The organism is Adlercreutzia caecimuris B7, from assembly GCF_000403355.2.
GTDB lineage: Bacteria > Actinomycetota > Coriobacteriia > Coriobacteriales > Eggerthellaceae > Adlercreutzia > Adlercreutzia caecimuris.
This window is the reverse complement of record NZ_KE159646.1, coordinates 2,526,083-2,549,670: the sequence shown is the minus strand read 5'-3', so window position 1 is coordinate 2,549,670 and position 23,588 is coordinate 2,526,083. Positions and strand designations below refer to the sequence as shown.

Sequence of the window (23,588 nt, the reverse complement as noted above, 5' to 3'; positions counted from 1 at the left end):
GGCCCGCTCATCGAATGGTTCGCGATTGAAACGCTGGACTAGAGGACCAGTCCGATGGTGGCGACGAAGACGCCGGCGGCGATGGCCGACACGATAACGCCGGAGATGTTGCAGCCCATGGCAATGGGGATGACGATGGCGAAGGGGTTCTCCTCTTCCACTGCATGCTGGGCGAGCTTGGTCGTCGTGGGCATGCAGGAGATGCCGGCGATGCCGACGGCAGGGTTGAAGGACTTGCCGGTCTTCTTGCCCACGAAGTACATGACCCAGCCGCCGGCGATGCCGCCCACGGCCGAAATGGCCAGGGCCAGGATGCCGAGGACGAGGATGATGCCCACGGTGGGATTCAGGATAGTGCTCGCCTCGCAGAGGCAGCCGAGCACCAGACCCAAGAACAGGGAAGAGAAGCTCGTGATACCGCCCTCGAGCAGCTCCTGGTAAGGCATGATCTTCGCTTCCTTCACGGCCATGCCGAGGAAGAAGGACAGCATGAGCGGTGCGGCCACGGGCAGCAGCAGGCACAGCAGCAGGCAGACCACCACGATGAAGACAAACTTCGCCTTCTGGGACACCTGGGGCATATCGAACTCGATGTCGATGCCGCGGTACTTCTTGGGCACCATGGCCTTGATGATGTAGGGATAACCCGCGTAGGTGAGGGACAGGTACAGGTAGGCGATGATGGAGACGGACACGAACAGCTCCGGCTTCATCATGAGGGTGCCGAACAGCACCATGGGACCGTCGGCGCCGCCGATGATGGCCACCGAGGCGGCGCTGGCCGGATCGAGGCCGAAGAAGTCGACGCCGAGGGCCAGAGTGACAAAGGTGCCCAGCTCGGCGAAGATGGCGATGATGATGCAGGTCCAGGGGCGGGCCAGCAGGAAGCTGATCTCGCTGCGAGCGCCGATGCCCATGAACACCAAGCACGCGATGAGGTTGTTGGAGAACATGAAGTTGTAGATCGGCTGCAGGAAGTTCACCTGGATGGCCGTCATGAGATCATCGGTCTCGCTGACGAGCGGGTCGATGATCAGGGTGCCCGTGGTACCGCCGTCCAAGAACAGCACGCCGCAGTTCACGGCGATCATGCCAAGGCCCATGGGAACCATGATCAGCGGCTCAAGCTTGCCCTTGAAGCCGAAGTAGGCCAAAACGAAGCCCAGGATCGTCAGCCCCACGCGCACGGCGCCCAAAACGGGATCGGTCATGAACAGGGTGGCGATGCCGGGGAAAATCTGAGCTAAAACATCCATCTTAGTTCGTTTTCCTTTCGGAGATCAGAGGAGCGGGCGCAAGAGCGCCCAGGGGCAAATCAGATACTCGGTTTACTCGGAATCTTTGGATTTGCTGCGGTTCATCAGCTTGTTGATGACCACGATGACTGCGATGACCAAAAGGGAGATCGCCGCCGTCAGCGCATACGTGAGAAGCGCATACAAGTTGACATCCATCCTCGTCTCACCTCCTTAAGGCAACAAAAAAGCAGAGCATCCGGCTTTCGCTCAAATACTCTGCTTCTCATAACCTTATGATGCGACGTCCGAGGACGCTCTGCATATTTTGAGACTTCCCTTTCCCCACGCTCGGTTCGAGGGAAATCTAGCTGTTGCTGCCATCATACGGACTTGGCACCGAAACGTCAACACCAATTCTCCAACTTTTTTCCCGTCTGAGGAAAATAGCTGGTCAACCTTGGTTTTTGTGCATCTGCACTAGCCAATTTGAGGACCATTGCACCCCTGGGAGACCCTGGAATTACCCCTCGGACACCTGGGCCACGAGCTCGGCCAGCTCGGCTACGGTAGCCTCGTTGCGGGCCGCCTCCTGGGCCGCCTCGGGCGCCGCCTCATCGGCCTCGCGGGCCGCCGTCTCGCCGAGGGCCGCCACAGCGGCGGCGGGTGCCTTGGCGCACCCCGGGCAACGCAGGGTCACCTGAGTGCCGGCCCCTAATTCGCTCGTGTACACCATCTGGGCATCGGGCCCGAAGAAGCCCACCATGCGGTCGTGGACGTTCTTCACGGCGATGCCCAGACCCGTGGATGATTCCACCTGGGTGATGTTGGCACAGGTCTCCTCACTCATGCCCACGCCGTCGTCTCCCACCACGATGACCACGTCATCGCCGTCGGCCTCGGCCTGGATGCTGATGGTGAGCCGCCCCTCGGAGGGCATGGCGTGCTTGATGGCATTCTCCACCAGCGGCTGCACAAGGAAAGGGGGCACCATCATGGACTGGAGTGCCGGGCTCGCCCGGACCTCCAGGGCCAGGCGCGCCTCGCCGAAGCGGGCCAGCTCGAAATTGAAGTAACGCTGGACCTGGTCGAGCTCCCGAGCCAGGGAGATACGCTCGGTGGAATCTTCCAGGGTACGGCGGTAGAACACGGCGAACTCCCGCAGCAGGGTGCGGGCCTTCATGGGGTCGGTGCGGATGAACGAGGCGATGGTATTGATGGTGTTGAACAGGAAGTGGGGGTTGATCTGGGTCTGGAGCATCTTCAGCTCCATGGCGGTGGCCAGCTTGCGCTGGGTCTCCATCTCCACGGCGGCCATCTGAGTGGCAAGCAGCTGGGCGAAGCCGTGGGCGATGGAGCGCTGGGTCTCGGTAATCTTGTTACCGTTGCGGTAGTAGAACTTCAGCGTGCCCTCCACGCGGTTGCCCACCCACAGCGGCTCCACGATGGCGGCCTTGATACGGCTCTCGTCGGCCGGCTTGGGCAGGCCGATCTCCTCGGGAGTGAGCAGGACAAGCGTCTCCCCTTGGCGGATGGCCTCGTGGGTGGCGCTCGTGCGGATGGCGATGCCCGCCGGGTTGTGGGCCTCCTGGTAGCCGGCATAGCCAAGCACCGACTCGCGGTTGGTGAGGGCCACGGCAATGGCCGAGGTGTTGGGCAGCAGCAGCTCGCAGACCTCCTGAGCGGCGCGGGCCGTCAGCCCCTCCCCCATGGCATCGATCATGGAGCTGGCCAGCTGAAGCATGGCGTCGGATTGCAGGGCGCGCACTGAATCCGGGTCCATCATGAGGCGAATGACCACCACGACCGACACGGTGAACACGGCCCCGGATACCACGAGCACCGGCACGGGGAAATCGGGCTGGGAGAAGGTCCACACCAGCGTGATGGCGGCGATGGCGGCGATAGTGGCCCCGAGCATCTCCAGATTGAACTTCGACACGCCGATGCCGCGGCTGAACGCCGATGCCGATTCCGCTTCCCGCTTCGCCATGGCTCCTCCTGAGTGTCACCGAAATTGACGCCAGTATAACAAAGGCAGGGGCCCTAGGTGTTTAGTGCCAAGACGTTGTTTACATCCGGGTGGTGACAAATAGGGAGGCCTCCGCCAAGCTGTGAGTTGTCTAGATTCGCAGCGAAGGGGGCCTCCCATGCCATCGCATCCTAACGCAAAGCTGACCCCGAGGGGGCGGGAAACCCTCGTTTCCCGCATAGAATCCGGCGTCGGCGTGGCCGACGCCGCCCGCCAGATGGGCGTCAGCCGCCAGACCGCGTGCAAGTGGCTGCGCCGCAGCCGGCGCGGCGAGGGGCTGGCGGACCGCAGCAGCCGGCCGCGCAGGCTCGCCAGGCTCACGCCGCCCGACGCCGAGGAGCGCGTCGCCGAGGCCCGCGCGTCCATGCTGCTCGCGCCGCTCGCGCTGGCGGCGGCCACCGGCGTCCCCGCCCGCACCTGCGCCAGGATAGTGGCCCGCCGCGGGATGCCGCGCCTCGCCGACGTCGACCGTGTGACCGGCGAGGTCCGGCGCCGCGGCCCCGCGACGCCGGTGCGCTACGAGCGCGAGGCCCCCGGCGAGCTGCTGCACGTCGACGTCAAGAAGGTGGCCCGCGTCCCCGACGGCGGGGGCTGGCGGGCGCGCGGCCGCGCCGGCCGGCCGAGGCCGGGGGCGGGCACGGCGTGCCTGCACGTCGCCGTCGACGACTTCAGCCGCGTGGCCTACGCCGAGCTGCTGCCCGACGAGCGCAAGGGCACCTGCGCGGCCTTCATGGGCCGCTGCCTGGGCTTCTTCGGGGAGATGGGCGTCTCGGTCGAGCGCGTGATGACCGACAACGGGCCGGGCTACCGCAGCGGCGAGTTCAACGCGCTGCTCGAGGGGCGCGGGGTCCGCCACGTCTACACGAGGCCCTTCAGCCCCTGGCAGAACGGCAAGGTCGAGCGCATGAACCGCACGCTCGCCCAGGAGTGGCAGTACGGCAGGGCGTGGGAGAGCGAGGCGGGGAGGGCCGCCGCCCTCCCCGCCTTCATCGAGCATTATAATTGGGACAGGCCGCACAGCGCCTGCGGGGGCCTGCCGCCCATGTCGCGCATCGTCGGCGTAAACAACCTATTGGCACACAACACCTAGGCCACGGCGGCGAATTGGTTCACGACGAGCATGACGGCGGCCACGAGGAGGAAGCCGGCGAACAAAAAGCGCAGCTGGCGCTCGGGCACCTTCGGCACGAGGCGGGCGCCGAGCATGGCGCCGGGCACCGAGCCGCAGGCCACGGCGATGCCGGCGATCCAGTTGATGTTACCCAGCACGGCCTGGGTCACCACACCGGGCACGGCCAGGATCATGACGGCGATGAGCGAGGTACCCGAGGTGTAGCGCATGGACAGGTGGGCCAGGGAGATCATCATGGGCACCATGATGAAGCCGCCGCCCACCCCCACGTAGCCCGAGGCCAAGCCCGCTACCAGGCCGATGCCAGCGAAGAGCAGCAGCTGGCGACGACCCACGTCGATGGGGCCGTCGGCCGAGCTCCCCTCCCCCGCGCCGCCCTTCTGGAAAGCGGGCCCCTTGGGCACGGCCAGGGCCTTGCGGAACATGGTGGTGGCCGAATAGGCGATGACAAGGGCCGCCGTGCCCATGATGGCCCAATCCGGCGACTGGGTGGCAAGCCACACGCCCAGAGGCGAGGTGACGGCCCCGCCGAGGCCGGCGGCAATGCCGAGCTTCGGCACGCAGGTGCGGTTGCGGATGCGGGACACAGCCCCGGAGATGGACGTGGGAATGATCGTGAACAGCGAGGTAGCCGTGCACATGAGGGAGTCCATGAGGTAGCCGAGCTTGAAGATGGGCACGAGGAACATGCCGCCGCCCACACCGAGCAGGCCCGACAGCACGCCCACGACGAAGCCCACCGCCAGGGAGGCGGCGGCCATGACTGCGACTGCCTCCACCGCCTATTCCTCCATATCGAGGCGAATCTGGGTGGTCATGCCCGCATCGATGGAGGGACGGGGCACGACCGGAGCAGCGGGGACGCCGCCGATACCGGGCATTCCGGCCGCGGCCTGCGCCCCGGGTGCGCCCGGGGCGGCCGCAGGGGCCGGAACTGCGCCCGCAGGGGCCGCGCCGGCGGGAGCATTCGCAGCGGCACGGACGGCGGCCCGCTCGGCGGCATCGGCCGCGGCCGCTTCCACCCGCAGCATGCTGGAGCGCACAAGAGCGCTGGACAGGATCTGGTCAGATTCCATACGGCCCATGGCCTCGGGCCACACGTACTGGAACTCGAAGTACTTCGCGCAGTGGGCCTCGGCGTAGGCCGAGGCGGCTCCAGTCGCAGCCTTGGCGGCCAGGCGATAGGCCTTCTTGTCGGAGCAGGCGAAGCTGCGCAGCCAGGCCGTGAGCCGGATGCGGTTGCGCAGGCCCGATTCCAAGAACGGCCCCGGGTAGGGCTCCAGGGAGGCGGGCTTTACCTGCTGCAGGTCGATGAGGGCGCGGCTGTACTCCAGCTTGCGGTACTCGTAGAGCCAGCGGAAGATATCCTGGCGGAAACGAGTGCCCTCGCTGTTGGAGGCCGGCGGCAGATGGCGCAGCACCCACTGGTTGTCGAACCAGATATCGGATCCGTACATGCGCAGGTTCAGCATGTAGTCCAGATCCTCGCCGCGGGTGATCCAGGGGTCGAAGGCCAGGCGGCGGAACGCCTCCTTGTGCACGGCCAGACAGCCGCCGCACACGTGGTTGGAGCGGGACAGGCGCGGGCCCTTCATGGCCGCGGTGATCCACTGGTTGAAGTAACGCCCCTGCTGCCAGAAGCGGTTGTACCACTTGTCCTCCCACTTCGAGAGGTAGGAGCCCTCGTCGTTGAGGTAGTAGCCGGTCTTCGCCACGATGGGCACGCCCTGGCGTGTGAGTTTCCCCAGGCCGTACATGGCCTTGGTGAGGAACTCAGGGTCGTCCACCACCTCGTCGTCGTCAAGGAAGACCACGGCGTCGAAGCCGAGCACGTTGGCCACGAGCAGGCCGAGGTTGCGAATGGCGCCGTAGCCGGACAGGCCGATCTCCTTGGAGAGGCGCTCGATGTTGAGTTGGGCCATGCGCTGCTCGATGAGGGCCATCTCCGCCGCTCCGATGACCAGGGTGGTAACGCCAGGGTGCTCGTTGCAGATGGCCTGGACCTTCTCGGCGGCCTGGGCCTCGATGGACACATCGGCCGATACGAGAATGACGACGAGCCCCAGGCCCTCCACCTTCTCCAGGGATGCGAGGCAGCGGCCGAGCTCGCCGGGCTGGTTGGGCGCCGTGGGGTGGTCGTAGGTGGCCACCACATCGGTGCCGCCGCGATGACGGCGCGGGTAGATGAAGGTGGGGATGATGACGACGGGGTTCATAGGATTCCTCTCGCATATCTTCGGTTCGATTACATCGAACGTCACTATTGTAACCCCTTACGGCCCTGGAGCAAAAAACCGTCCGTCAACGCACATCTTACCGACGGCGACCGCCGCGGGAGGGGCCGGCCCCCTTCTTGCGGTAGTGCTTCGAGTAGGCCGCCTTATCCTTGTTCAGGCGCCGGGCCTGCTCGCGGCGGTCGCGCACGTCGGCAGCCTCCCGGCACAGGGCCTGGTAGGAATCGTAGCGGGTGCGGGGCAGCGCGCCGGCGGCCACGGCCGCGCACACCGCGCAGCCGGGTTCGCCCTGGTGGGTGCAGTCGCGGAAGCGGCACTCCTCAGCCAGGGACTCCACATCGGGGAAAGCCGCCTCGATGCCGGCCTCGGCATCCCACAGGCCCAGGCCGCGCACCCCGGGCATGTCCACGATGCGGCCGGCCCCGGGCACGGCCACGATCTCGCGGCTCACCGTGGTGTGGCGCCCCTTGCCGTCGCCCTCGCGCACGGCCCCCACTTCCAGTACTTCGGTGCCCACGAGCATGTTCACCAGGCTCGACTTCCCCACACCGGACCGGCCGATGAGCACCGTGGTGGTGCCCGGAGCCAGCAGGCGCCGCACGGCCTCCACCGAGGCGGGGTCGGCCTCGGACACCACGAGCACCTCGGTCGCAGGCCCGGCCAGGGACTCCACGGCCTCGCGCACCGCCGCCGTTGCGGCCTCGTCGGCCAGGTCGCCCTTGGTGAGCACGACGGTGACGGCGGCCCCGGTCTCGAAGGCCAGCACGAGCTCCCGCTCCAGCCGGCGCAGGTTCACCTCGCCCACGGGCTGGGCCACGATGACCCGCTCGAAGTTGGCGGCCAGCACCTGGGGCAGGGCCCGCTCCGTGGGGTCCTTCCGCACGAATTCCCGCGTACGGGGGGCGATGGCCTCGATGACCCCCTTGTCATGGGCCGCAGGCACCGACACCGCGACCACGTCCCCGATGACGGCCCGCTGGTCGTGACCCTTCACGAGGGCCGTGGCGTGCTCGCAGCGCAAACGCTCGCCGTCGGGAAAGCGCACGAGGGGGTAGCCGCGATCGAGCTTCACCACCTCGCCGGTACGCAGGGCACCCTCCTCGGCGCCGCCTTCGCTGCGCAAATCCTCGGCCACTAGCGCTGCCCCTCTCTCATCCGGTGGAACACGAGGATCATGATGGTCCCCAGCACCACCAGGCCCAGCCCCGGCAAAAAGGCGCCGATATCGAAGACCTGCTCGGTAACCGAGCCCTTCTCCACCACGCTCACGGTGTCTGCGTGCAGATCGGTCAGTCCCTGGTGCTCGGGGCAGGACAGGTAGAAGATGCCGCGAATCTGCAGCATGGTGCCCCGCCGCCCGTAGGCGCCGTAGGTATCGATGCCGTCGGTGGCATCCTTGGCAATGAACACCGGTACCTCGGAGCGGCCCTTATCGTTGCCCTGGAGCACGATCCAGCAGAAACCGGGATTGAACTCGGCGTTGATGCGATCCCCCACCACTTCGCCGGTCACCTGCACGATCTGGTTGTTCAGGTAGGAGTCGGCCTCCTGCAGGGCCCCGATGGAGGTGTCGTAAATGAAGGAGCTGTCGGGCTTCTGCTGGGGGTTCATCAGGTTGTTCTCGCTCACGCCCCCTCCGAAGACCGGGTCGGGCAGCGGGGGCGGCATGGGCGCCTCCTCCCCTTGCGTACCTTCCGAAGACGCCTCTCCATCGGCATTCTGGGCTGGATCATCCCCCTCGCCCTTCGGGGGCGCGACGCCCGCAGGCCCGTCAGCGGCACCGGCGCTGCCCTGGCTTTCCGGGCCGACGCCGTCGGTGGGGGCCGTCCCGCTCGGATCGGAGCCGTCGTCCTTGGCCGAAGGATCTACCACACCGGTCTCGTCGGTGGGCACGTCCTGATTCGTGGTCACGTCCTCGAGCTGGTTGATGGGATCGTCGGCCCAAGCCACGCCGATGCCGCCCACGGCCACCAGCAGGGCGAGGGCGGCCGCGAGGGCGGCCATTGGGCGCTGCGGCCCCCTCATGGGTTCAACCTCGGCTTCACCCGGGGCACGAGCGAGGCGCCCACTTCCACGATGAGCGCCAGCAGCGTGACGAACTCGAGACGGCCCGCCCACATCTGCAAGATGTAGAACAGCTCCAGCGTGGCCGGCATGCCCGGTTGGGCCAGAGACGTGGTAATGCCGCCGTTAGAGGTCATGGCCACCGACTCAAAGATGGCGGGAATGGCCTCGCCGCCGTGGGCGATGCCCACAAGGGCACCGACGACATAGGTGATGACGTAGAGGATGAACACCGTCATGGCCTCTTTCACGATGTTCGGCGTGAGCGTGCGCCGCCCCAGATGGCTGTAGGACACCACCACGCGGGCCGAATCGGGGGCCAGGGCCTCCTTCACGTTCGCCACGATGGACTTGAAGATGATGCCCATGCGCGAGAACTTGATGCCGCCCGAGGTAGACCCGGAGCTGCCGCCCACGGCCATGACGAAGGCCAGGGTGAGGAAGGCGCCGTTGGAGAACACCGTGGTGATCTGGTTGGTGGTAACCACCTGGAAGCCCGTGGTGGTGAACACCGAGATGATCATGAACAGGCCGCGGCGCAGCAGCGTCAGCATGTCGTCGAATAGCGCCCAGGACGACAACGTGGCCGTGAACACGAAGGCCATGACGGCGATCCACAGCACCATGGTCTTCGTTTCCAAGTCCTTGAAGAAGGCCCCGGCGCGGCCCTTCCACACCTCGGCGTAGAGCACGAAGCTGATGGAGCCCAGGATCATGAGCACCATGAGGATGCACTCCAAGGGGAAGGAGTGGTAGTACATGATGGACAGCTGCATGGGCGCGAAGCCGCCGGTCATGAAGCCGGAGATGGACACCCACAGGGCGTTGAGGAACGCGCGGACCGGCTCCATGCCGAGGCCCAGGCACAGCGCCGTGATGATGAGGGTGGCCACGGCCACGATGAGCAGGGTGATGCGGGCGATGAACTGGGCGGTCTGCACCACGTTGGGCACCACGTGCTCGCTGCGGCCCTCCGAGGAGAACAGCGACGCGCCCCCGCCGCGGCCGAACAGCCCGAAGGACAGCGCCACCACGATGAGGCCGAGGCCGCCGAGCGCGTGGATGGCGAAGCGGAACATGTTGTCGGCGTAGGAGAGGTGGTCCAGATCGACGATGACCGAGGCGCCGGTGGTGGTCAGGCCCGACACGCCGTCGAACACGGCGTCCAGGTAGGTGGCGTAGTGCCCCGAGAAGTACAGGGGGATGGAGGCGAACAGCGCGAGCACCACCCAGGCGAACCCGGTGACGGCCAGCGCCTGGCGCCGCGAGAGGCGCCCCGGCTCGATGCGCAGGAACCGCAGGGAGCAGCCGCCCACCATGGCGATGCCGATGGCCACCAGGTAGCGGGCCGCCGGCTCCCATTCCTGGAAGATAAGCGCGGTGCCTAAGGGAGCTATCATGAGCACGGCGAAGAACAGGGTGAGCGTACCCAGGTAATGGCCGATGACCCGCAGGTCGTACAAGGTGAATCGCTGCCACATGGCGCTATCCCAGCACGATTCGCGTCAGCGCCATGAGCGTCCACAGCCCGATGATGAAGCTGATGATGGACAGCAGCACCAACGTGATGGCCGCCACCGGCGAGGCGGGCTTGATGACGGGATGCTTGCGGGCCACGGGCCTAGCACCCCGCTTCCGCACGATATGTGGGCGAAATAGTCATGGGCGTATTCTAGTACAATGGGCCAAACGGGTCACCAACAGTTACCCATCGGGCACGACGAATGGAAGGAACGCCTCATGGACTACACCGACCTCGACGCCGCACTGCGCGAAATCGTCGGAGAAGCGCAGGTGCGCGCCGACGAGCCCCTCGCCGAGCACACCACCTTCCGCATCGGCGGCGCGGCCCAGTGGCTCGTGCAGCCCTCTTCCGAAGACGAGGTGGCCGCCGTGGTGGCGGCTTGCTGCGCTGCCGCTACGCCTTGGCGCGTGCTGGGGCTCGGGTCCAACGTGCTGGCTCCCGACGAGGGTCTTGCCGGGGTCACGCTGAAGCTGGCCGAGAACTTCGCCGCCGTGGAAGTGCTGCCGGGCGGCCTCGTGCAGGCCCAGGCCGGGGCGACGAATGCCGAGGTGGCCGAGGCGGCGCTGGCGGCGAGCCTTGCCGGCTACGAGTTCGCCAGCGGCATTCCGGGCACCGTGGGAGGGGCCGCTATCATGAACGCCGGTGCCTACGAGGGGCAGTTCTCCGATGTCGCCGTGCAGGTGCGCTGCCTGGTGCCCGACGGGGATGGGGGCTGGTCTGTCGCCGACGTGCCTGCCGTCGAAGCCGCATGGGGCTACCGCAGAAGCCGCATGATGGAGAAGGGCTGGGTGGTGCTCGGTGCCACCTTGCAGCTGCACGCCGACGACGGCGCCGCCATTCGCGCACGCATGGACGACCTGCGCGAGCGCCGAGAGAGCCGCCAGCCCTTGGAGATGCCCTCGGCCGGCAGCACCTTCAAGCGCCCCGAGGGTTACTTCGCCGGCGCCCTCATCCAAGAGGCCGGCTGCCAGGGCCTCGCCGTCGGGGGCGCCCAGGTGTCCGAGAAGCACGCCGGCTTCGTCGTGAACACCGGGGGTGCCACCGCCGCCGACGTGCTCGCGCTCATCGCCGAGGTGCAGCGCCGCGTGCACGAGGCGAGCGGCGTGCAGCTAGAGCCCGAGGTGCGCCTGTGGGAGTAGGGAGCAAGCCGAACGAGCCCACGGAAAGCACTGCAGCTTCAGGGGGAGCAGAGGCCCGAACCCGTCCCCACACGTGCACGGCGGCTTCAGAAGGGGCAGAGGTCCGAGCCCGCTGACCCGCCCATGGGCGAGCCTCAACTCAGCAGCACCGAGAGTTGCCGCCCTTCTGCCCCAAATGCACGATGCGCCCGGGCAGATCGCGCATTTGTAGCAGAGATCCGTGCACATCGTGCATTTGGGGCCATGGCCCTGAACAGGGAACTCTTTGCATATTCCCTGTTCAGAGGTACTTTTTATTTCTGCCTTAAACGTGCGATGCGCCCGGGCAGATCGTGAAAAAGAGGCGGGACACGAAGAAGGGGCCTTGTGGCCCCTTCTCGGTTGATAGCGCTGATGACGCTCGTTCCAGCCGTCGCTCTGGCCGTGTTCTGGCCGCGCTCTAGCCGTCCCTACCCGCGGAAGTAGTCCACGCCGCCTTCGAACAGCGGCTGGTAGGTGTTGCCGAAGGCGTTCTTGTACAGGCCCGCGCCCGAGCGCTCCGTGTGGCCCATCTTGCCGAGCACGCGGCCGTCGGGACTCATGATGCCCTCGATAGCGAGCACGCTTCCGTTGGGGTTAGCCGACAGGTCCATGGAGGGAACGCCGGCCCCGTCCACGTACTGGGTGGCCACCTGGCCGCCGGCAATCATCTGATCCAGCAGCGGCTGCGGCGCCACGAAGCGCCCCTCGCCGTGGCTGATGGCCACCGTGTGCACGTCGCCCACGTTCATGCGGCTCATCCACGGCGACAGCGTGCTGGCCACGCGGGTGCGCACGAGCGTGCTCTGGTGACGCCCGATGTCGTTGAAGGTGAGCGTGGCACAGTCGGCGTCCATGGGACGGATGTCGCCGAAGGGCACGAGCCCCAGCTTCACCAGGGCCTGGAAGCCGTTGCAGATGCCGAGCATGAGCCCGTCGCGGCGCTGCAGCAGATCGCGCACGGCCTCGGTCACCTGGGGCGCGCGGAAGAATGCCGTGATGAACTTCGCCGAGCCGTCGGGCTCGTCGCCGCCGGAAAAGCCGCCGGGGATCATGACGATCTGCGACTCGCCGATGAGGCGCGCCAGCTCGGCGGTGGACTCAGCCACGGCCTCGGGCGTCAGGTTGTTCACCACGTACACCGTAGGCACCGCGCCTGCGCGCTCGAAGGCGGCGGCGGAGTCGTACTCGCAGTTGTTGCCGGGAAACACCGGGATGACCACGCGCGGGCGCGCCACGGCCGGACCGGGGAACACCGCCGGCGCGCTGGCCGTGAAGCTGATGGCGGGCACCTCCTCGGCAGCGGCTGCCTCGTCGGCCGAGGTGCGGTAGGGGAACACGCCCTCGATGCCGCCTTCCCAGGCCTCCTGCACCCGGGCCAGATCGGCCACCTGACCGTCGCAGGAAAGCTCGTAGGCCTCGGTCACCGCGCCCAGGGCCACCACGTCCACATTGGCGGCAAGGCCCGCGTCCTCCAGGCGCGTCACCACCGACTGAGCCGTCTCGCCGGCGGTCAGCTCCACCACGAAGGTGCCATAAGCCGGATCGAAGAGCTGGCCGGTGCCCACGGCCGCGTCCACCGCCACGCCCAAACCGTTGCCCACGGCCATCTTCACGAGGGTCTCGGCCAGACCGGCCGCGCCGCTGCTCGCGCAGGCCCGCACCACGCCGGCGCCGATGAGGTGCTCCATGGCATCAAAGGTGGCGCACAGGCTGGAGGCCAGGGTGTCCTGGCAGGAGATCCATACCAGGTTATCGCCGGCGGCCTTCAGCTCCGGCGAGGTCACCCGGTCGATGTTGCCGATGGCCGTGGCGAAGGACACGAGCGTCGGCGGCACATCCAAATCCTCGAAGGAACCGGACATGGAGTCCTTGCCGCCGATGGCGCCCACGCCGAAATCGACCTGGGCCATAAGGGCGCCGAGCACGGCCGCCATGGGCTTGCCCCAGCGCTCCGGATCCTGGCGCAGCTTCTCGAAGTACTCCTGGAAGGTAAGGTACATGTTCGCCCGCTCGAAACCGGTGGCCACGAGCTTCGCCACCGAATCGAGCACGGCCATGTAGGCGCCCGCGTAGGGGTCCCAGGCCGACAGGTAGGGGTTGAAGCCCCAGGACAGGCCCGACACCGTGGTGGTGGCCCCGCCCAGCACCGGCAGCTTCGCCACCATGGCCAGAGCCGGGGTCAGCTGACGGAAACCGCCGAAGGGCATGAGCACCGTGCCAGCGCCAATGGTGGAGTCGAAGCGCTCCACAAGACCCTTGTTGCAGGCGTGGTTGATGTCGCCCATGAGCGCCGCCAAGCCCGCCTCCAGGGAATCGGCCGCAGCGGCAGCCTCCACAACCGGATCGGTCAGGCTAGCCGCCGCTTCGAAGGCGCGGTCGCAGGGGGTGGCGGCACAGCTCTCGTCGTCCGGAGCGGGCACGGCCACGGCGGCGTGCTTCGGTGCGCCGTTGCTGGCCAGAAAGTCGCGGCTCACGTCCACGATGGTGGTGCCGCGCCAGTGCATGCGCACCCGCGGCTCCTCGGTCACCACGGCCACCGGCGTGGCCTCCAGGTTCTCCTCGTGGGCAAGCGCGATGAAGGCACCCACATCCTCGGGGGCCAGGGCCACGGCCATGCGCTCCTGGGACTCGGAAATAGCCAGCTCGGTGCCATCGAGACCGTCGTACTTCTTGGGCACGGCATCCAGGTTGATGTCCAGGCCGTCAGCCAACTCGCCAATGGCCACCGACACGCCGCCGGCGCCGAAATCGTTGCAGCGCTTGATCATGCGGCAGGCATCGCCGCGGCGGAACAGGCGCTGGATCTTGCGCTCCACCGGCGCGTTGCCCTTCTGCACCTCGGCCCCGCAACTTTCCAGCGATTCCACGGAATGGGCCTTGGAAGAGCCCGTGGCGCCGCCGATGCCATCGCGGCCCGTGCGACCGCCCAAGAGCACCACCACATCACCGGGCGCTGGCGTCTCGCGGCGCACGTGGTCGGCCGGGGTGGCACCCACCACGGCGCCGATTTCCATGCGCTTGGCGGCGTAGCCGGGATGGTACAGCTCGTGCACCTGGCCCGTGGCCAGGCCGATCTGGTTGCCGTAGGAAGAATAGCCCGCCGCCGCCGTGGTCACGAGCTTGCGCTGCGGAAGCTTGCCGGGAATGGTATCGGCCACAGGCACCGTGGGGTCGGCAGCACCGGTGACGCGCATGGCCTGGTACACGTAGGAGCGGCCGGACAAGGGGTCGCGGATGGCCCCGCCCACGCAGGTGGCCGCGCCGCCGAAGGGCTCGATCTCAGTGGGATGGTTGTGGGTCTCGTTCTTGAACAGGTACAGCCAGTCCTCTTCCACGCCGTCCACATCCACCTTGCACTTGATGGTGCAGGCGTTGATCTCCTCGGACTCGTCGAGGCCGGTGAGAATGCCCTGCTTCTTCAGCCACTTCGCGCCGATGGTGCCCATGTCCATGAGGCACACCGGCTTCTCGTCGCGGCCCAGCTCGTGGCGCAGCTCCAGATAGCGGTCGAAGGCAGCCTGCACGTTGGCGTCGGCGATGGCCACCTCATCGAGCACGGTGCCGAAGGTGGTGTGGCGGCAGTGATCCGACCAGTAGGTGTCGATCATCTTGATCTCGGTGATGGACGGGTCGCGCCCCTCCTCGGCAAAGTAGGCTCGGCAGAACTGGATGTCGGCCAAGTCCATGGCCAGGCCGCGATCGGCGATGAAGGTGGCCAGCTCGTCGTCGGAAAACTCGGTGAAGCCGTCGATGACCTCCACGTCGGCCGGACGCTCGAAGGCCATGGCCAGGGTGTCGCGGGTATCCAGCGAGGCCTCGCGGGCCTCCACCGGGTTGATGACATAGCGCTTCACGGCTTCCACGGCGGCCTCGTCCAGATCGCCCTCCAGGTAGTACACCACCGCCGAGCGCACCAGCGGGCGCTCCCCCTGGCTGATGAGCTGGATGCACTCACTCGCGGAATCGGCGCGCTGGTCGAACTGGCCGGGCAGAAATTCCACGGCGAACACCGCGGCTCCGTTGGCCTCGGGCAGCTCGAAAGTGGCCACGTCGGACTGCGGCTCGGAGAACACCGTGGGCACGCAGGCGGCGAACAGCTCCTCGCCGATGCCCTCCACGTCGTAGCGGTTCACCAGGCGCACGGCCGTGAGCCCCTGAATGCCCACGATGTCGCGCAGCTCGGCGGCCAGCGCGCGGGCCTCGCCGTTGAACCCGGGCTTCTTCTCAACATAGACGCGAGATACCATGGATGTGCCTCTCTCTTCTCTCTTCAGTGAACGAGCGGGGACGGACAAGGCGCGCCCCGCACCCTGCCCGGCGGGACGCGCAAAGGGGCGCCTGTGGGCACCCCTTGCAAGCTACTGCTGGTCGGACGCGCCGGAGCCGCCCTTCGCGGCGGCCTTGGCTTCACGGGCGGCCTTTTTCTCGGCCTGCATCTTCTCGCGGTTGGAAAGGCGGAAGCCGCTGCCGAACAGGCCTCGGCGCTGGGGCTTCGCGGGCGCCTCGTCGGACTCGCCGGCGCTGGCGGCATCGTCGGTCGCCTCGGCGCTCCCCTGCTTCGGCGCGGCGTGGCGGTTCTGATTCTTGCCGGAGCCCTTCGCCTTCGCCTGCTTGACCTGCTGCACGCGGCGCGCCTGCTTCTCGGCCTTGGCGTTCTTCTCCTCCAAGGCCAGCATGCGCTCCTGGTAGGCCACGCGCTCCTTCTTGATCTTCCAGAAATCGAGCACGAAAGCGCCGATGATGAACACGTAGGCCGCGATGAGCGTAGTCACGCTGAGCCACTGCGGCAGAGCGCCCTGGCCCACAAAACTCAAGGTGGTGCAGCCGATAGCCGCGATGAGCATCACCCACCAGATGGCGCGCAGGCGCTTGTAGCGGGGCGTGTCGGGCTTGTAGTACTTGCGCTCCACCTCGCGCTGCTTGGCGGCGGCCTCCTTGCGGGCGGCCTTCTCGGCGGCCTTTCGCTGCTCGGGAGTCTTCTTCGCCGACTTCACGGTGACCGACGCGGCGGCCTTCGACTTCGGCTTGGCCGATGCGGCCGATTTACGGGTCACACCGGTGCGCTCCTCGGAGGTGTAGCGCTCGTTCATGGGGTTACGCTGGGACATACGATGGAACTCCTAGAAAGTCGCGGGGTCGAATTTCTGGCCGGTGATGGTCTCGAAGGCCTGGATGTACTTGGCGGACGTGGCGTCGATGATGTCCTGGGGCAGGCGCGGCGGGTTGCCGGTCTTGTCCCAGTTCGCGGTCAGCCAGTCGCGCACGAACTGCTTGTCGAAGCTGGGCTGGTCGGCGCCCTCCTCGTAGGTGTCGCCCGGCCAGAAGCGGGACGAGTCGGGGGTGAGCACCTCGTCGGCCAGGATGATGGTGTCGCCCAGGCGGCCGAACTCGAACTTCGTGTCGGCGATGATGACGCCCCGGGCGGCTGCGTGGTCGGCGGCCGTGGTGTACACCTTCAAAGCCAGATCGCGCAGGGCCGTGGCATCTTCCTCGCCGAGGATTTCCACCAAACGCTCGAAGGAGATGTTCTCGTCATGGTCGCCGATCTCGGCCTTGGTGGAGGGGGTGAAGATGGGCTCGGGCAGCTTCGAGGAATTCACGAGGCCCTCGGGCAAGGCGATGCCGCACACGGTGCCCTCGCGGTTGTACTCCTTCAGGCCGCTGCCGGCCAGATAGCCGCGCACGATGCACTCGGCGGGGAACATGTCGGCCTTGCGCACCAGCATGAAGCGGCCGCGCAGGTAGTCGGCGTAGGGCTGGAACTGCTCGGGCAGGTCGGCCACGTCGGTGGAGATGAGGTGGTTTTCCACCACGCCGTCGAGCAGGTTGAACCAGAACTTCGACAGCTGGGTGAGCACCTGGCCCTTATGGGGGATCTCGTCTTCCAGGATGTAGTCGAAGGCCGAGATGCGGTCGGTGGCCACCAGCAGCAGCCTGTCGCCCAGATCGTACAGATCGCGCACCTTGCCCTGCGCGTCGGGAGTGATGTCGATTCCCGCCATGGATGCCCTTTCTCCTTGACTCTCACGCCGGGCCCCGCCCAAGCGCCATTTTTCCGCTTCCGCCATTATGGCACAAACAAGGGCGTCCTTGACCACTGAGTCTCCCGCCTGCGCCAACCCACCAATCAAAGGAACGCCATGAAACCATATTGCCGACGGCTTCCCCGCCGACGGCGGGACGCGAACGCCGGCAGAAGCACCAAACAGGCCCTCTCCGACATTCGCTTTTGTTTTTCCGTCTCAGAGGGGGAGTTTGGTGCTTCAGGCAGCAGAATAATTCACCAGAGAAACTTTCTGACCTGCGTTTTCTTCAAATCCCATACCAAAGAGGCCGACCCCGACGCGAAAAAAGGCACCAAAGAGCCCTTCTCGGACAGATTTTTCGAAGGCGATGTCGCAAAGGGGCTGTTTGGTGCTGCCGAGGTGTCAAACCGGCGCTTGCGACATACACCTCTCGCCACCGGTGCCGAGCCGGGCATCTGCGACATGCACCTCTCGCTCCGCGTACCGAACCGGGCACCTGTGGCGGGGACCATTGGATGCCGTCCTTGCTGCCCCGCAAATTCTAGGGATGCAGGCACTTGCGGGACAGTCGGGGCAGTTGGGACGAGACAGTTGGGGCAGTTGGGACGAATAGAATGGGATGGGAGGGATAGGATAGGAGGGATGGATGGGAGGGATAGGATGGCCGGAGCCGCCTCCTCGTTGCGGGCCTAGCGCTGCTTCTTATGGGGAGTGCGCTTCTTGCCGGAGCCGAAGGCGCGGTGCTTCTCGGCGCCCTCGTCGTAAAGCGGGATGTGGATGGTGAAGCAGGCACCTCTGCCCTTCTCGCCTTCCACCTGCACCCAGCCGCCATGGCGATCGACAATCTCCTTCACCACGGCCAGGCCCACGCCCAAACCGCCGCTCTCGCGGTTGCGGCCGGCGTCGGCCCTCCAGAAGCGGGAGAACACCATGCGGGCCTCTTCCTTGGTCAGGCCGATACCCGTGTCCTTCACGGCAATGGATGCCATGATATCGCCCTTCTTCACCGCGACGGTGATATGGCCGCCCTCGGGGGTGTAGCGCACGGCGTTGGAAATGAGGTTGGCCGTGGCCTGGCGGATCATGTCGGCGTCGCCCACCACCATGACGTCGGGCTGGGCGTCATAGGTGAGCGTGAGGCCGGAATCGGACACGAACATCTCGTGGGTGGCGATGATGCCGGCGATGAGCTCGCCCACATTCACCACTTCCTCCTTCATGGGATCGGCGCGGTTCTCCAGGCGAGACAGCTTCAAGAGCGCGTTCACCAAGCGTGACAAGCGCTGGATCTCGGAGTTCACCGTGACGAGGCGCTCCTCGTCGGCCTCATAGACGCCATCGACCATGGCCTCCACTGTGGCCTGGATGGCCATGAGCGGCGTGCGCAGCTCGTGGGCCACGTCGGTGGTGAGGCGCCGCTCCAGGTCGCGGTCCTTCTCCACTGACTCGGCCATGGCGTCAAAGGTCTCGCCGAGACGGGCCACCTCGTCCTCGCCCCGCAGATCTGTACGAGCCGACAGGTCGCCGTCGCCGATAGCCCGAGCCGCCCCCATGATGCGGTTGATGGGGGCCACGAGATTGCGAGCAAAGAGGAAGCCGATGCAGGAGGCCAGCACGATGGCCACGGCTGCGGCAATGAACATGGCCTGGTAGGAATTATCGCGGAACTCCTGGTCGGGCTGGCGCATAAGGGCCTCCGACCCGTACACCCACAGACGCACGGTGCCCACCTTCTTGCCGTCCACCATGATGGGCGACTGCGCCACCTGGGTCTCATCGGGCGGCTCCAGCGACCGCTCGTGGCCACCGTCGTTCTCGTCCACCACCCACGACGAATCGAAGGGCGTGCCCCCGCGCGCATCGACCACCTTCACGCCCACGCCGCTCGTGATTTCGGCGGCCTGCGCGGCGGGCTTGGTCACCTCCTCGTTGCGCAGCGGATCTACGTTCTCGTCGCCGGAGGCCTCCTCCACCTTCTTGTACAGCACCGCGATGCGATCAGCGGTAGTCTCGCAGAGTGTCTTCATATTGTCGGCCGTGTACGTGCGGAAATGCTGCTCCCACACAAAGGAGACCACGCCAATGGCCACGAGCGCCGTCATAGCAGCGATAAGGGCAAAAGCCAGGGTCACTCGCGTAGTGTAGGAGAAATCGGACCAGCGCAGGTGCTGGCGCTTCTTCGTTTTGCGCGCCCGAGACGGCGAAGAGGCCGCCGGCGGGGCGACCTCTTCAGCAGTTTCCAGAATGCGCGGCTTGTCTTCCGCTTCAGTCATAGGACTCCTTCAAACCGGCCGGGCGCAGGCGCCGCGGACGACGGGATCGGACGGAACAGCCGGACCTCCCGCAACCCTCGGTCTCCCGATCGCGGTCGGCTCCCGGGCGGCTACTGCTTGGTGGGATCCTCGAAGCGGTAGCCCACCCCATGGACGGTGTGGAGCCACTTCGGGCTGCGGGGATTGTCGCCGATCTTGGCGCGGAGGTTCTTCACGTGGGAGTCGATAGTGCGCTCGTAGCCCTCGAAGTCGTAGCCGAGCACCTTCTCCACCAGCTCCATGCGCGAGTACACGCGGCCCGGGTAGCGCGACAGCGTGGTGAGCAGCTTGAACTCGCTGGCCGTGAGGTCGATCTCCTCGCCGGAGACAAGCACCTTGTGGCCCGACACGTCGATGGTCAGCTCGCCGAACTCGAGTACCTCGCGCTGGGGCTCGGAATCGGCGTGCACGCGGCGCAGCAGGGCGCGGGCGCGGGCCACCAGCTCGCGGGGGCTGAAGGGCTTCACCAGGTAGTCGTCGGCACCGAGCTCCAGGCCGATGATGCGGTCCTCCACCTCGCCCTTGGCGGTGAGCATGATAATGGGCACGTCCGACGTGTCGCGAATGACGCGGCAGACGCGCTCGCCGGGCACGCGGGGCAGCATCAGGTCGAGGATCACCAGATCGAAGTGGTGCTTCTGAAACTCTTCCAGGGCGTCCTGGCCGTCGCCGACGGCGGTCACCCAGTAATTCTCGCGCTCCAGATAGGCGGTCACCGCATCGCGAATGGCCTTCTCGTCCTCGACGAGCAGAATGCGTCGTGTTTCGTTGCTCATGAGATACTCCTTGCGGCTCGCTGGTTGCAACTGCGGGTACCCAAGCTGAAATGAGCCTTGACCTGCGATTATTTCGCTGCCTCGGTATATATCAGCCCGGCGGTCGTGTTTGCGTTTATTGTAGCGTTTAGCGCCGAACGGTCGCCGATGTGTATGGGAAATGACACAATACACCCATGCCACAGAGAAGAACCCCCCGCACGCGGCCCACGGCCCCCCGCGCCGCCGGCGCCCAGAAAAACGCCTCGGCCCGTGCTTCATCCCATACCCCCCGCGCCGCCCGAGGCGCTTCCCGGCCGTCCCGCTCCCACGATTCCGCCCCTTCGGGCCGAACCGTGCGCGTGCGCAAGGGAGCGGCTCCGCATCGTCGCGCCGCGGAGGTGCCGGCCCGGGAAATCACCCTGCCCGGCGGCCGCGAGCTCACCTTGACCCGACGCCACTTCCTGTACGGCGTAGCCGGCGTAACCGCGCTCGCCCTCATGGGCGCTGGGGCGGCCTACGGAGCCAGCCAATCGCGCGACTCCGACGGAACCGCCACCTTAAGCGTGCCCGAATCCTCCGTTGTCAGCTCGAACGACTTCGAGAGCGTCAAGGACGCCGACGCCCCCGTCGTGGCGAACACCACCATCAAGCTGCCCTATGGCTCGCTCGTCTGGGCTTGCGACGACGACATCGCCGCCTGCCTGCTTCCCACCGAGACGGGCAAGCCCCTCGTGGAGATGGGTCTTCTGAACCTGAAGTCGGGCAAGTGCGTCACCGTGCTCGAGCACGCCATAGCCGAGGAAGAGGGCTTCGAGATTTACGATGTGCGGGCCAACGCCGCAGGCGCCATCTGGACTGAGGCCGACATTCTGGACGGCGTGTGGCGCGTGTACGCCGCCGCGCGCAGCAAGAAGGGACTCGGCGAGGCGAAACTGCTTGACGAGGGCGACGTCAACTGGGAAATGCCCACACTGGCCTGCTCTGGCGACTACGGTTACTGGCAACGCCTGCCCCAGCTGGACGGCAACGCCCGCGTGGAAGACTCGCTGCTCAAGCGCGCCGCCTTCGGCACCGATGCGGCCGAGGTGGTCTACGAGTCCCAGGGTCGCATGGCCTGCGCCCCCACCTCCTGCGGCGACGCCATTATCGCCACGCCGCGCGCCCGCACGAGCGGCACCTACTACCAGATGACCCGCATCGACGGCACCACCGGCGCCGTGACCGACGCCTGCGTGCTGCCCTCGTCCATGAAGCCTATGGAGTGCAGCTGGGCGCCGAACGGGTTCACCTTCGTCTTCGACGGCATCTACAGCTACGGCGACGGCATTGCCAATCTGGGCACCTACCTGCCCTACGAGCCTGTAGCCAACGCGCTGGCAAGCGACGAGAAAACCGAGAACGCCAGCACCGACGCCCAGCACTCGGTTTCCATTGAGGCCGTAAACCCCGCCACGCGGGCCTACAGCCAGGTGCCCTGGTTCCATTTCGCCCGCGAGCCCCGTTCAGCACCGAGCTGGTGCGGAAACTGGCTCATGATCCGCTCGCAGACGAACCTGTGCGCCATCGACCTGGCCGGTCGGCGCGTATTCCCGCTGGCTGCCGAGAACGGCGCCAACGACTACGGCGATTTCCTGGCATCCACCCACCTGGGCAAGCGGGCCGTGTCCTTCAGCAATATCGACTACACCCCCATCGGAGGCGAGCAGGAGAAATACTGCCTGGTGAAAGTGTGGGAAGAGGCCTAAAGCCCGATGGTGCGCTGCTTGGCCGCCAGAATGCGCGTGACCGATTCGTCGATGCGCTCCTCGGTAAGATCGCCGGCGGCTACCGCATCGAGCACGCCTTGATAGGCCTCGCCGAAGCGCTCGGGCATAAGCGGAATGTCGCAACCCGCCTTGAGCGCCGCCACAGCCGCCTCGGCCGGCGTGTAGTAGTTCGTGATAGCCCCCATGGAAAGCGAATCGGTAACGACGACGCCGGTATACCCCAGGGTATCGCGCAGAAGATCCTGCACTACCACCGCGCTCATCGGCGCGGGCACCCCGTCGCTGATGATGTTCGGCAGATTCAGATGCCCCACCATGATGAGCGGGACGCCGGCCTCGATAGCCGCCTTGAAGGGCACCAGATCGGTTTCCTGCAGCTCATCGATGGTCTTCTCGATGGTGATGGCATCGTCATGGGAGTCGCCTGCCGCCGCCCCAATGCCGGGGAAGTGCTTCGCGCAGCAGAGCATGCCCTGGCCGAGGAAGCCCTCCACCTCGGCACGCACCATATCGGCGCACACTGCCGGATCGGAGGAGAACGAGCGCAGACCCATGGTGTCGCTTCGGGCGGGGTCCACCACATCGGCCACGGGCGCGAAATCGAGGTTGAAGCCGAGGGGCTTCAGGTAGTCGGCGATCTTCTCAGCCGCCGCCTTGGCCGCCGAGGGATCGCCCGCCGTGCCCAGGGCGCTCGCATCGCCCACGTCCTGCACGCCGAAGGCCTCGTTGTCGGCGATGCGCACCACCGTGCCGCCCTCTTCGTCGACGGCCAGGAACGGCGCGATGTTGCCGTCCTCCGAGTAGAAGTGCTTCACGTTAGCAAGCATCTCGGTAGTCTGATCGGGATCGATGAGGTTCTGGGCGAAGTACACGATGCCGCCCACAGGATGGGACTTCACGCCCTCGTGGGTCATATCGCCGGCAGCCGTTACCTGGGCCACGTCTTCCACCAGGGCCTCCGGCGCCACCACAAACAGCTGGGCCACCTTCTGCTCCAGGGTCATGGCGTCCACGCGAGAGCGCACCACTTCGGCATCGTTTTCCGCCGAGGTGGCGTCGTTGCCGCCCGCGCCCTCGCCAGCAGCCGGCTCTTCCTCGTCGAACGTCGTAGAGGAAGGCGCCTGCTCGCGCGGTTCGTCAGAGCAGCCTCCCAAGACGAGCGTACCGCCGGCGAGCGCCGAAAGCCACAGAAAGCGGCGGCGTGTCAGAGCGTCGGGCAAAAGACTCATAGGGGGCCTCCTTCAGCGGGAGTGCAGCGGAAATTCACCTTAATACGGTGCGTTTTACCAGCATAAAGCAGTATATGGCGTTTGGCAACGAAAACAATCGGGCGCCCGCCCTGAC

Annotated in this window: 18 protein-coding genes; 3 read left to right on the top strand and 15 right to left on the bottom strand. The window is 66.4% G+C overall.

Features of this window, described 5'->3' with window-relative positions:
• Positions 1-38: 38 nt before the first annotated feature.
• The 3 genes from madB to C811_RS14060 form a co-directional block, all read right to left on the bottom strand.
• Positions 39-1,256 (bottom strand): Na+-transporting malonate decarboxylase, carboxybiotin decarboxylase subunit, encoded by a 1,218-nt coding sequence (gene madB / locus C811_RS14065; protein ID WP_016310354.1) that lies wholly within the window; start codon positions 1,254-1,256, stop codon positions 39-41.
• A 72-nt stretch (positions 1,257-1,328) separates the two neighbouring features.
• Positions 1,329-1,454 (bottom strand): hypothetical protein, encoded by a 126-nt coding sequence (locus C811_RS17210; RefSeq protein ID WP_016310353.1) that lies wholly within the window; start codon positions 1,452-1,454, stop codon positions 1,329-1,331.
• Between the two features lie 304 nt (positions 1,455-1,758).
• Positions 1,759-3,228 carry a GAF domain-containing sensor histidine kinase gene (locus C811_RS14060; protein WP_016310352.1) on the bottom strand — a complete coding sequence of 490 codons (1,470 nt, stop codon included), beginning with the start codon at positions 3,226-3,228 and terminating at the stop codon, positions 1,759-1,761.
• Between the two features lie 157 nt (positions 3,229-3,385).
• On the opposite strand from C811_RS14060, the gene C811_RS14055 reads away from it, so the two are divergent.
• Positions 3,386-4,357 (top strand): IS481 family transposase, encoded by a 972-nt coding sequence (locus C811_RS14055; protein ID WP_016308429.1) that lies wholly within the window; start codon positions 3,386-3,388, stop codon positions 4,355-4,357.
• On the opposite strand, the gene C811_RS14050 is transcribed toward C811_RS14055, so the two are convergent.
• The 6 genes from C811_RS14050 to C811_RS17205 form a co-directional block, all read right to left on the bottom strand.
• The gene (locus C811_RS14050) at positions 4,354-5,178 is read right to left on the bottom strand and encodes a sulfite exporter TauE/SafE family protein (protein WP_022926667.1); all 825 of its coding nucleotides are present in this window, start codon (positions 5,176-5,178) and stop codon (positions 4,354-4,356) included. The two genes, C811_RS14055 and C811_RS14050, sit on opposite strands and share 4 nt — an antisense overlap.
• Positions 5,179-5,181: 3 nt before the next feature.
• Positions 5,182-6,615 (bottom strand): glycosyltransferase family 2 protein, encoded by a 1,434-nt coding sequence (locus C811_RS14045; RefSeq protein WP_016310350.1) that lies wholly within the window; start codon positions 6,613-6,615, stop codon positions 5,182-5,184.
• Between the two features lie 97 nt (positions 6,616-6,712).
• Positions 6,713-7,768, bottom strand: a complete 1,056-nt coding sequence (gene rsgA / locus C811_RS14040; RefSeq protein ID WP_016310349.1) for a ribosome small subunit-dependent GTPase A — start codon at positions 7,766-7,768, stop codon at positions 6,713-6,715.
• Positions 7,768-8,637, bottom strand: coding sequence for a hypothetical protein (locus C811_RS16050; RefSeq protein WP_022926666.1), 870 nt, complete (start codon positions 8,635-8,637; stop codon positions 7,768-7,770). The genes rsgA and C811_RS16050 overlap by 1 nt, the downstream gene beginning before the upstream one ends.
• A gap of 17 nt (positions 8,638-8,654) precedes the next feature.
• Positions 8,655-10,178, bottom strand: coding sequence for a TrkH family potassium uptake protein (locus C811_RS14035; RefSeq protein WP_016310347.1), 1,524 nt, complete (start codon positions 10,176-10,178; stop codon positions 8,655-8,657).
• Positions 10,179-10,182: 4 nt separating this feature from the next.
• Complete coding sequence (locus C811_RS17205) at positions 10,183-10,314, bottom strand: hypothetical protein (protein ID WP_022926665.1); 132 nt, start codon at positions 10,312-10,314, stop codon at positions 10,183-10,185.
• A gap of 123 nt (positions 10,315-10,437) precedes the next feature.
• Here C811_RS17205 and murB point away from each other — a divergent pair, with 123 nt between their 5' ends.
• The gene (gene murB, locus C811_RS14030) at positions 10,438-11,361 is read left to right on the top strand and encodes a UDP-N-acetylmuramate dehydrogenase (protein ID WP_016310346.1); all 924 of its coding nucleotides are present in this window, start codon (positions 10,438-10,440) and stop codon (positions 11,359-11,361) included.
• Between the two features lie 449 nt (positions 11,362-11,810).
• Here murB and C811_RS14025 read toward each other — a convergent pair whose 3' ends face one another.
• From C811_RS14025 to C811_RS14005, 5 genes are all read right to left on the bottom strand, one after another.
• Positions 11,811-15,629: a phosphoribosylformylglycinamidine synthase gene (locus tag C811_RS14025; protein WP_016310345.1), complete on the bottom strand. Its 3,819-nt coding sequence runs from the start codon at positions 15,627-15,629 to the stop codon at positions 11,811-11,813.
• A 111-nt stretch (positions 15,630-15,740) separates the two neighbouring features.
• Complete coding sequence (locus C811_RS14020; protein ID WP_016310344.1) at positions 15,741-16,490, bottom strand: hypothetical protein; 750 nt, start codon at positions 16,488-16,490, stop codon at positions 15,741-15,743.
• A gap of 12 nt (positions 16,491-16,502) precedes the next feature.
• The gene (locus C811_RS14015; protein WP_016310343.1) at positions 16,503-17,384 is read right to left on the bottom strand and encodes a phosphoribosylaminoimidazolesuccinocarboxamide synthase; all 882 of its coding nucleotides are present in this window, start codon (positions 17,382-17,384) and stop codon (positions 16,503-16,505) included.
• Positions 17,385-18,097: 713 nt separating this feature from the next.
• On the bottom strand, positions 18,098-19,681 hold the full coding sequence (locus tag C811_RS14010; RefSeq protein WP_016310341.1) for an ATP-binding protein: 1,584 nt from the start codon (positions 19,679-19,681) through the stop codon (positions 18,098-18,100).
• Between the two features lie 110 nt (positions 19,682-19,791).
• The gene (locus C811_RS14005) at positions 19,792-20,496 is read right to left on the bottom strand and encodes a response regulator transcription factor (protein WP_016310340.1); all 705 of its coding nucleotides are present in this window, start codon (positions 20,494-20,496) and stop codon (positions 19,792-19,794) included.
• 335 nt (positions 20,497-20,831) lie between these two features.
• On the opposite strand from C811_RS14005, the gene C811_RS14000 reads away from it, so the two are divergent.
• Entirely contained in the window at positions 20,832-22,223 is a 1,392-nt protein-coding gene (locus tag C811_RS14000) for a Tat pathway signal protein (RefSeq protein WP_244874329.1), read from the top strand.
• Here the strand turns inward: C811_RS14000 and C811_RS13995 are convergent.
• Positions 22,220-23,473: a glycoside hydrolase family 3 N-terminal domain-containing protein gene (locus C811_RS13995; protein WP_016310338.1), complete on the bottom strand. Its 1,254-nt coding sequence runs from the start codon at positions 23,471-23,473 to the stop codon at positions 22,220-22,222. The two genes, C811_RS14000 and C811_RS13995, sit on opposite strands and share 4 nt — an antisense overlap.
• Positions 23,474-23,588: the final 115 nt, after the last annotated feature.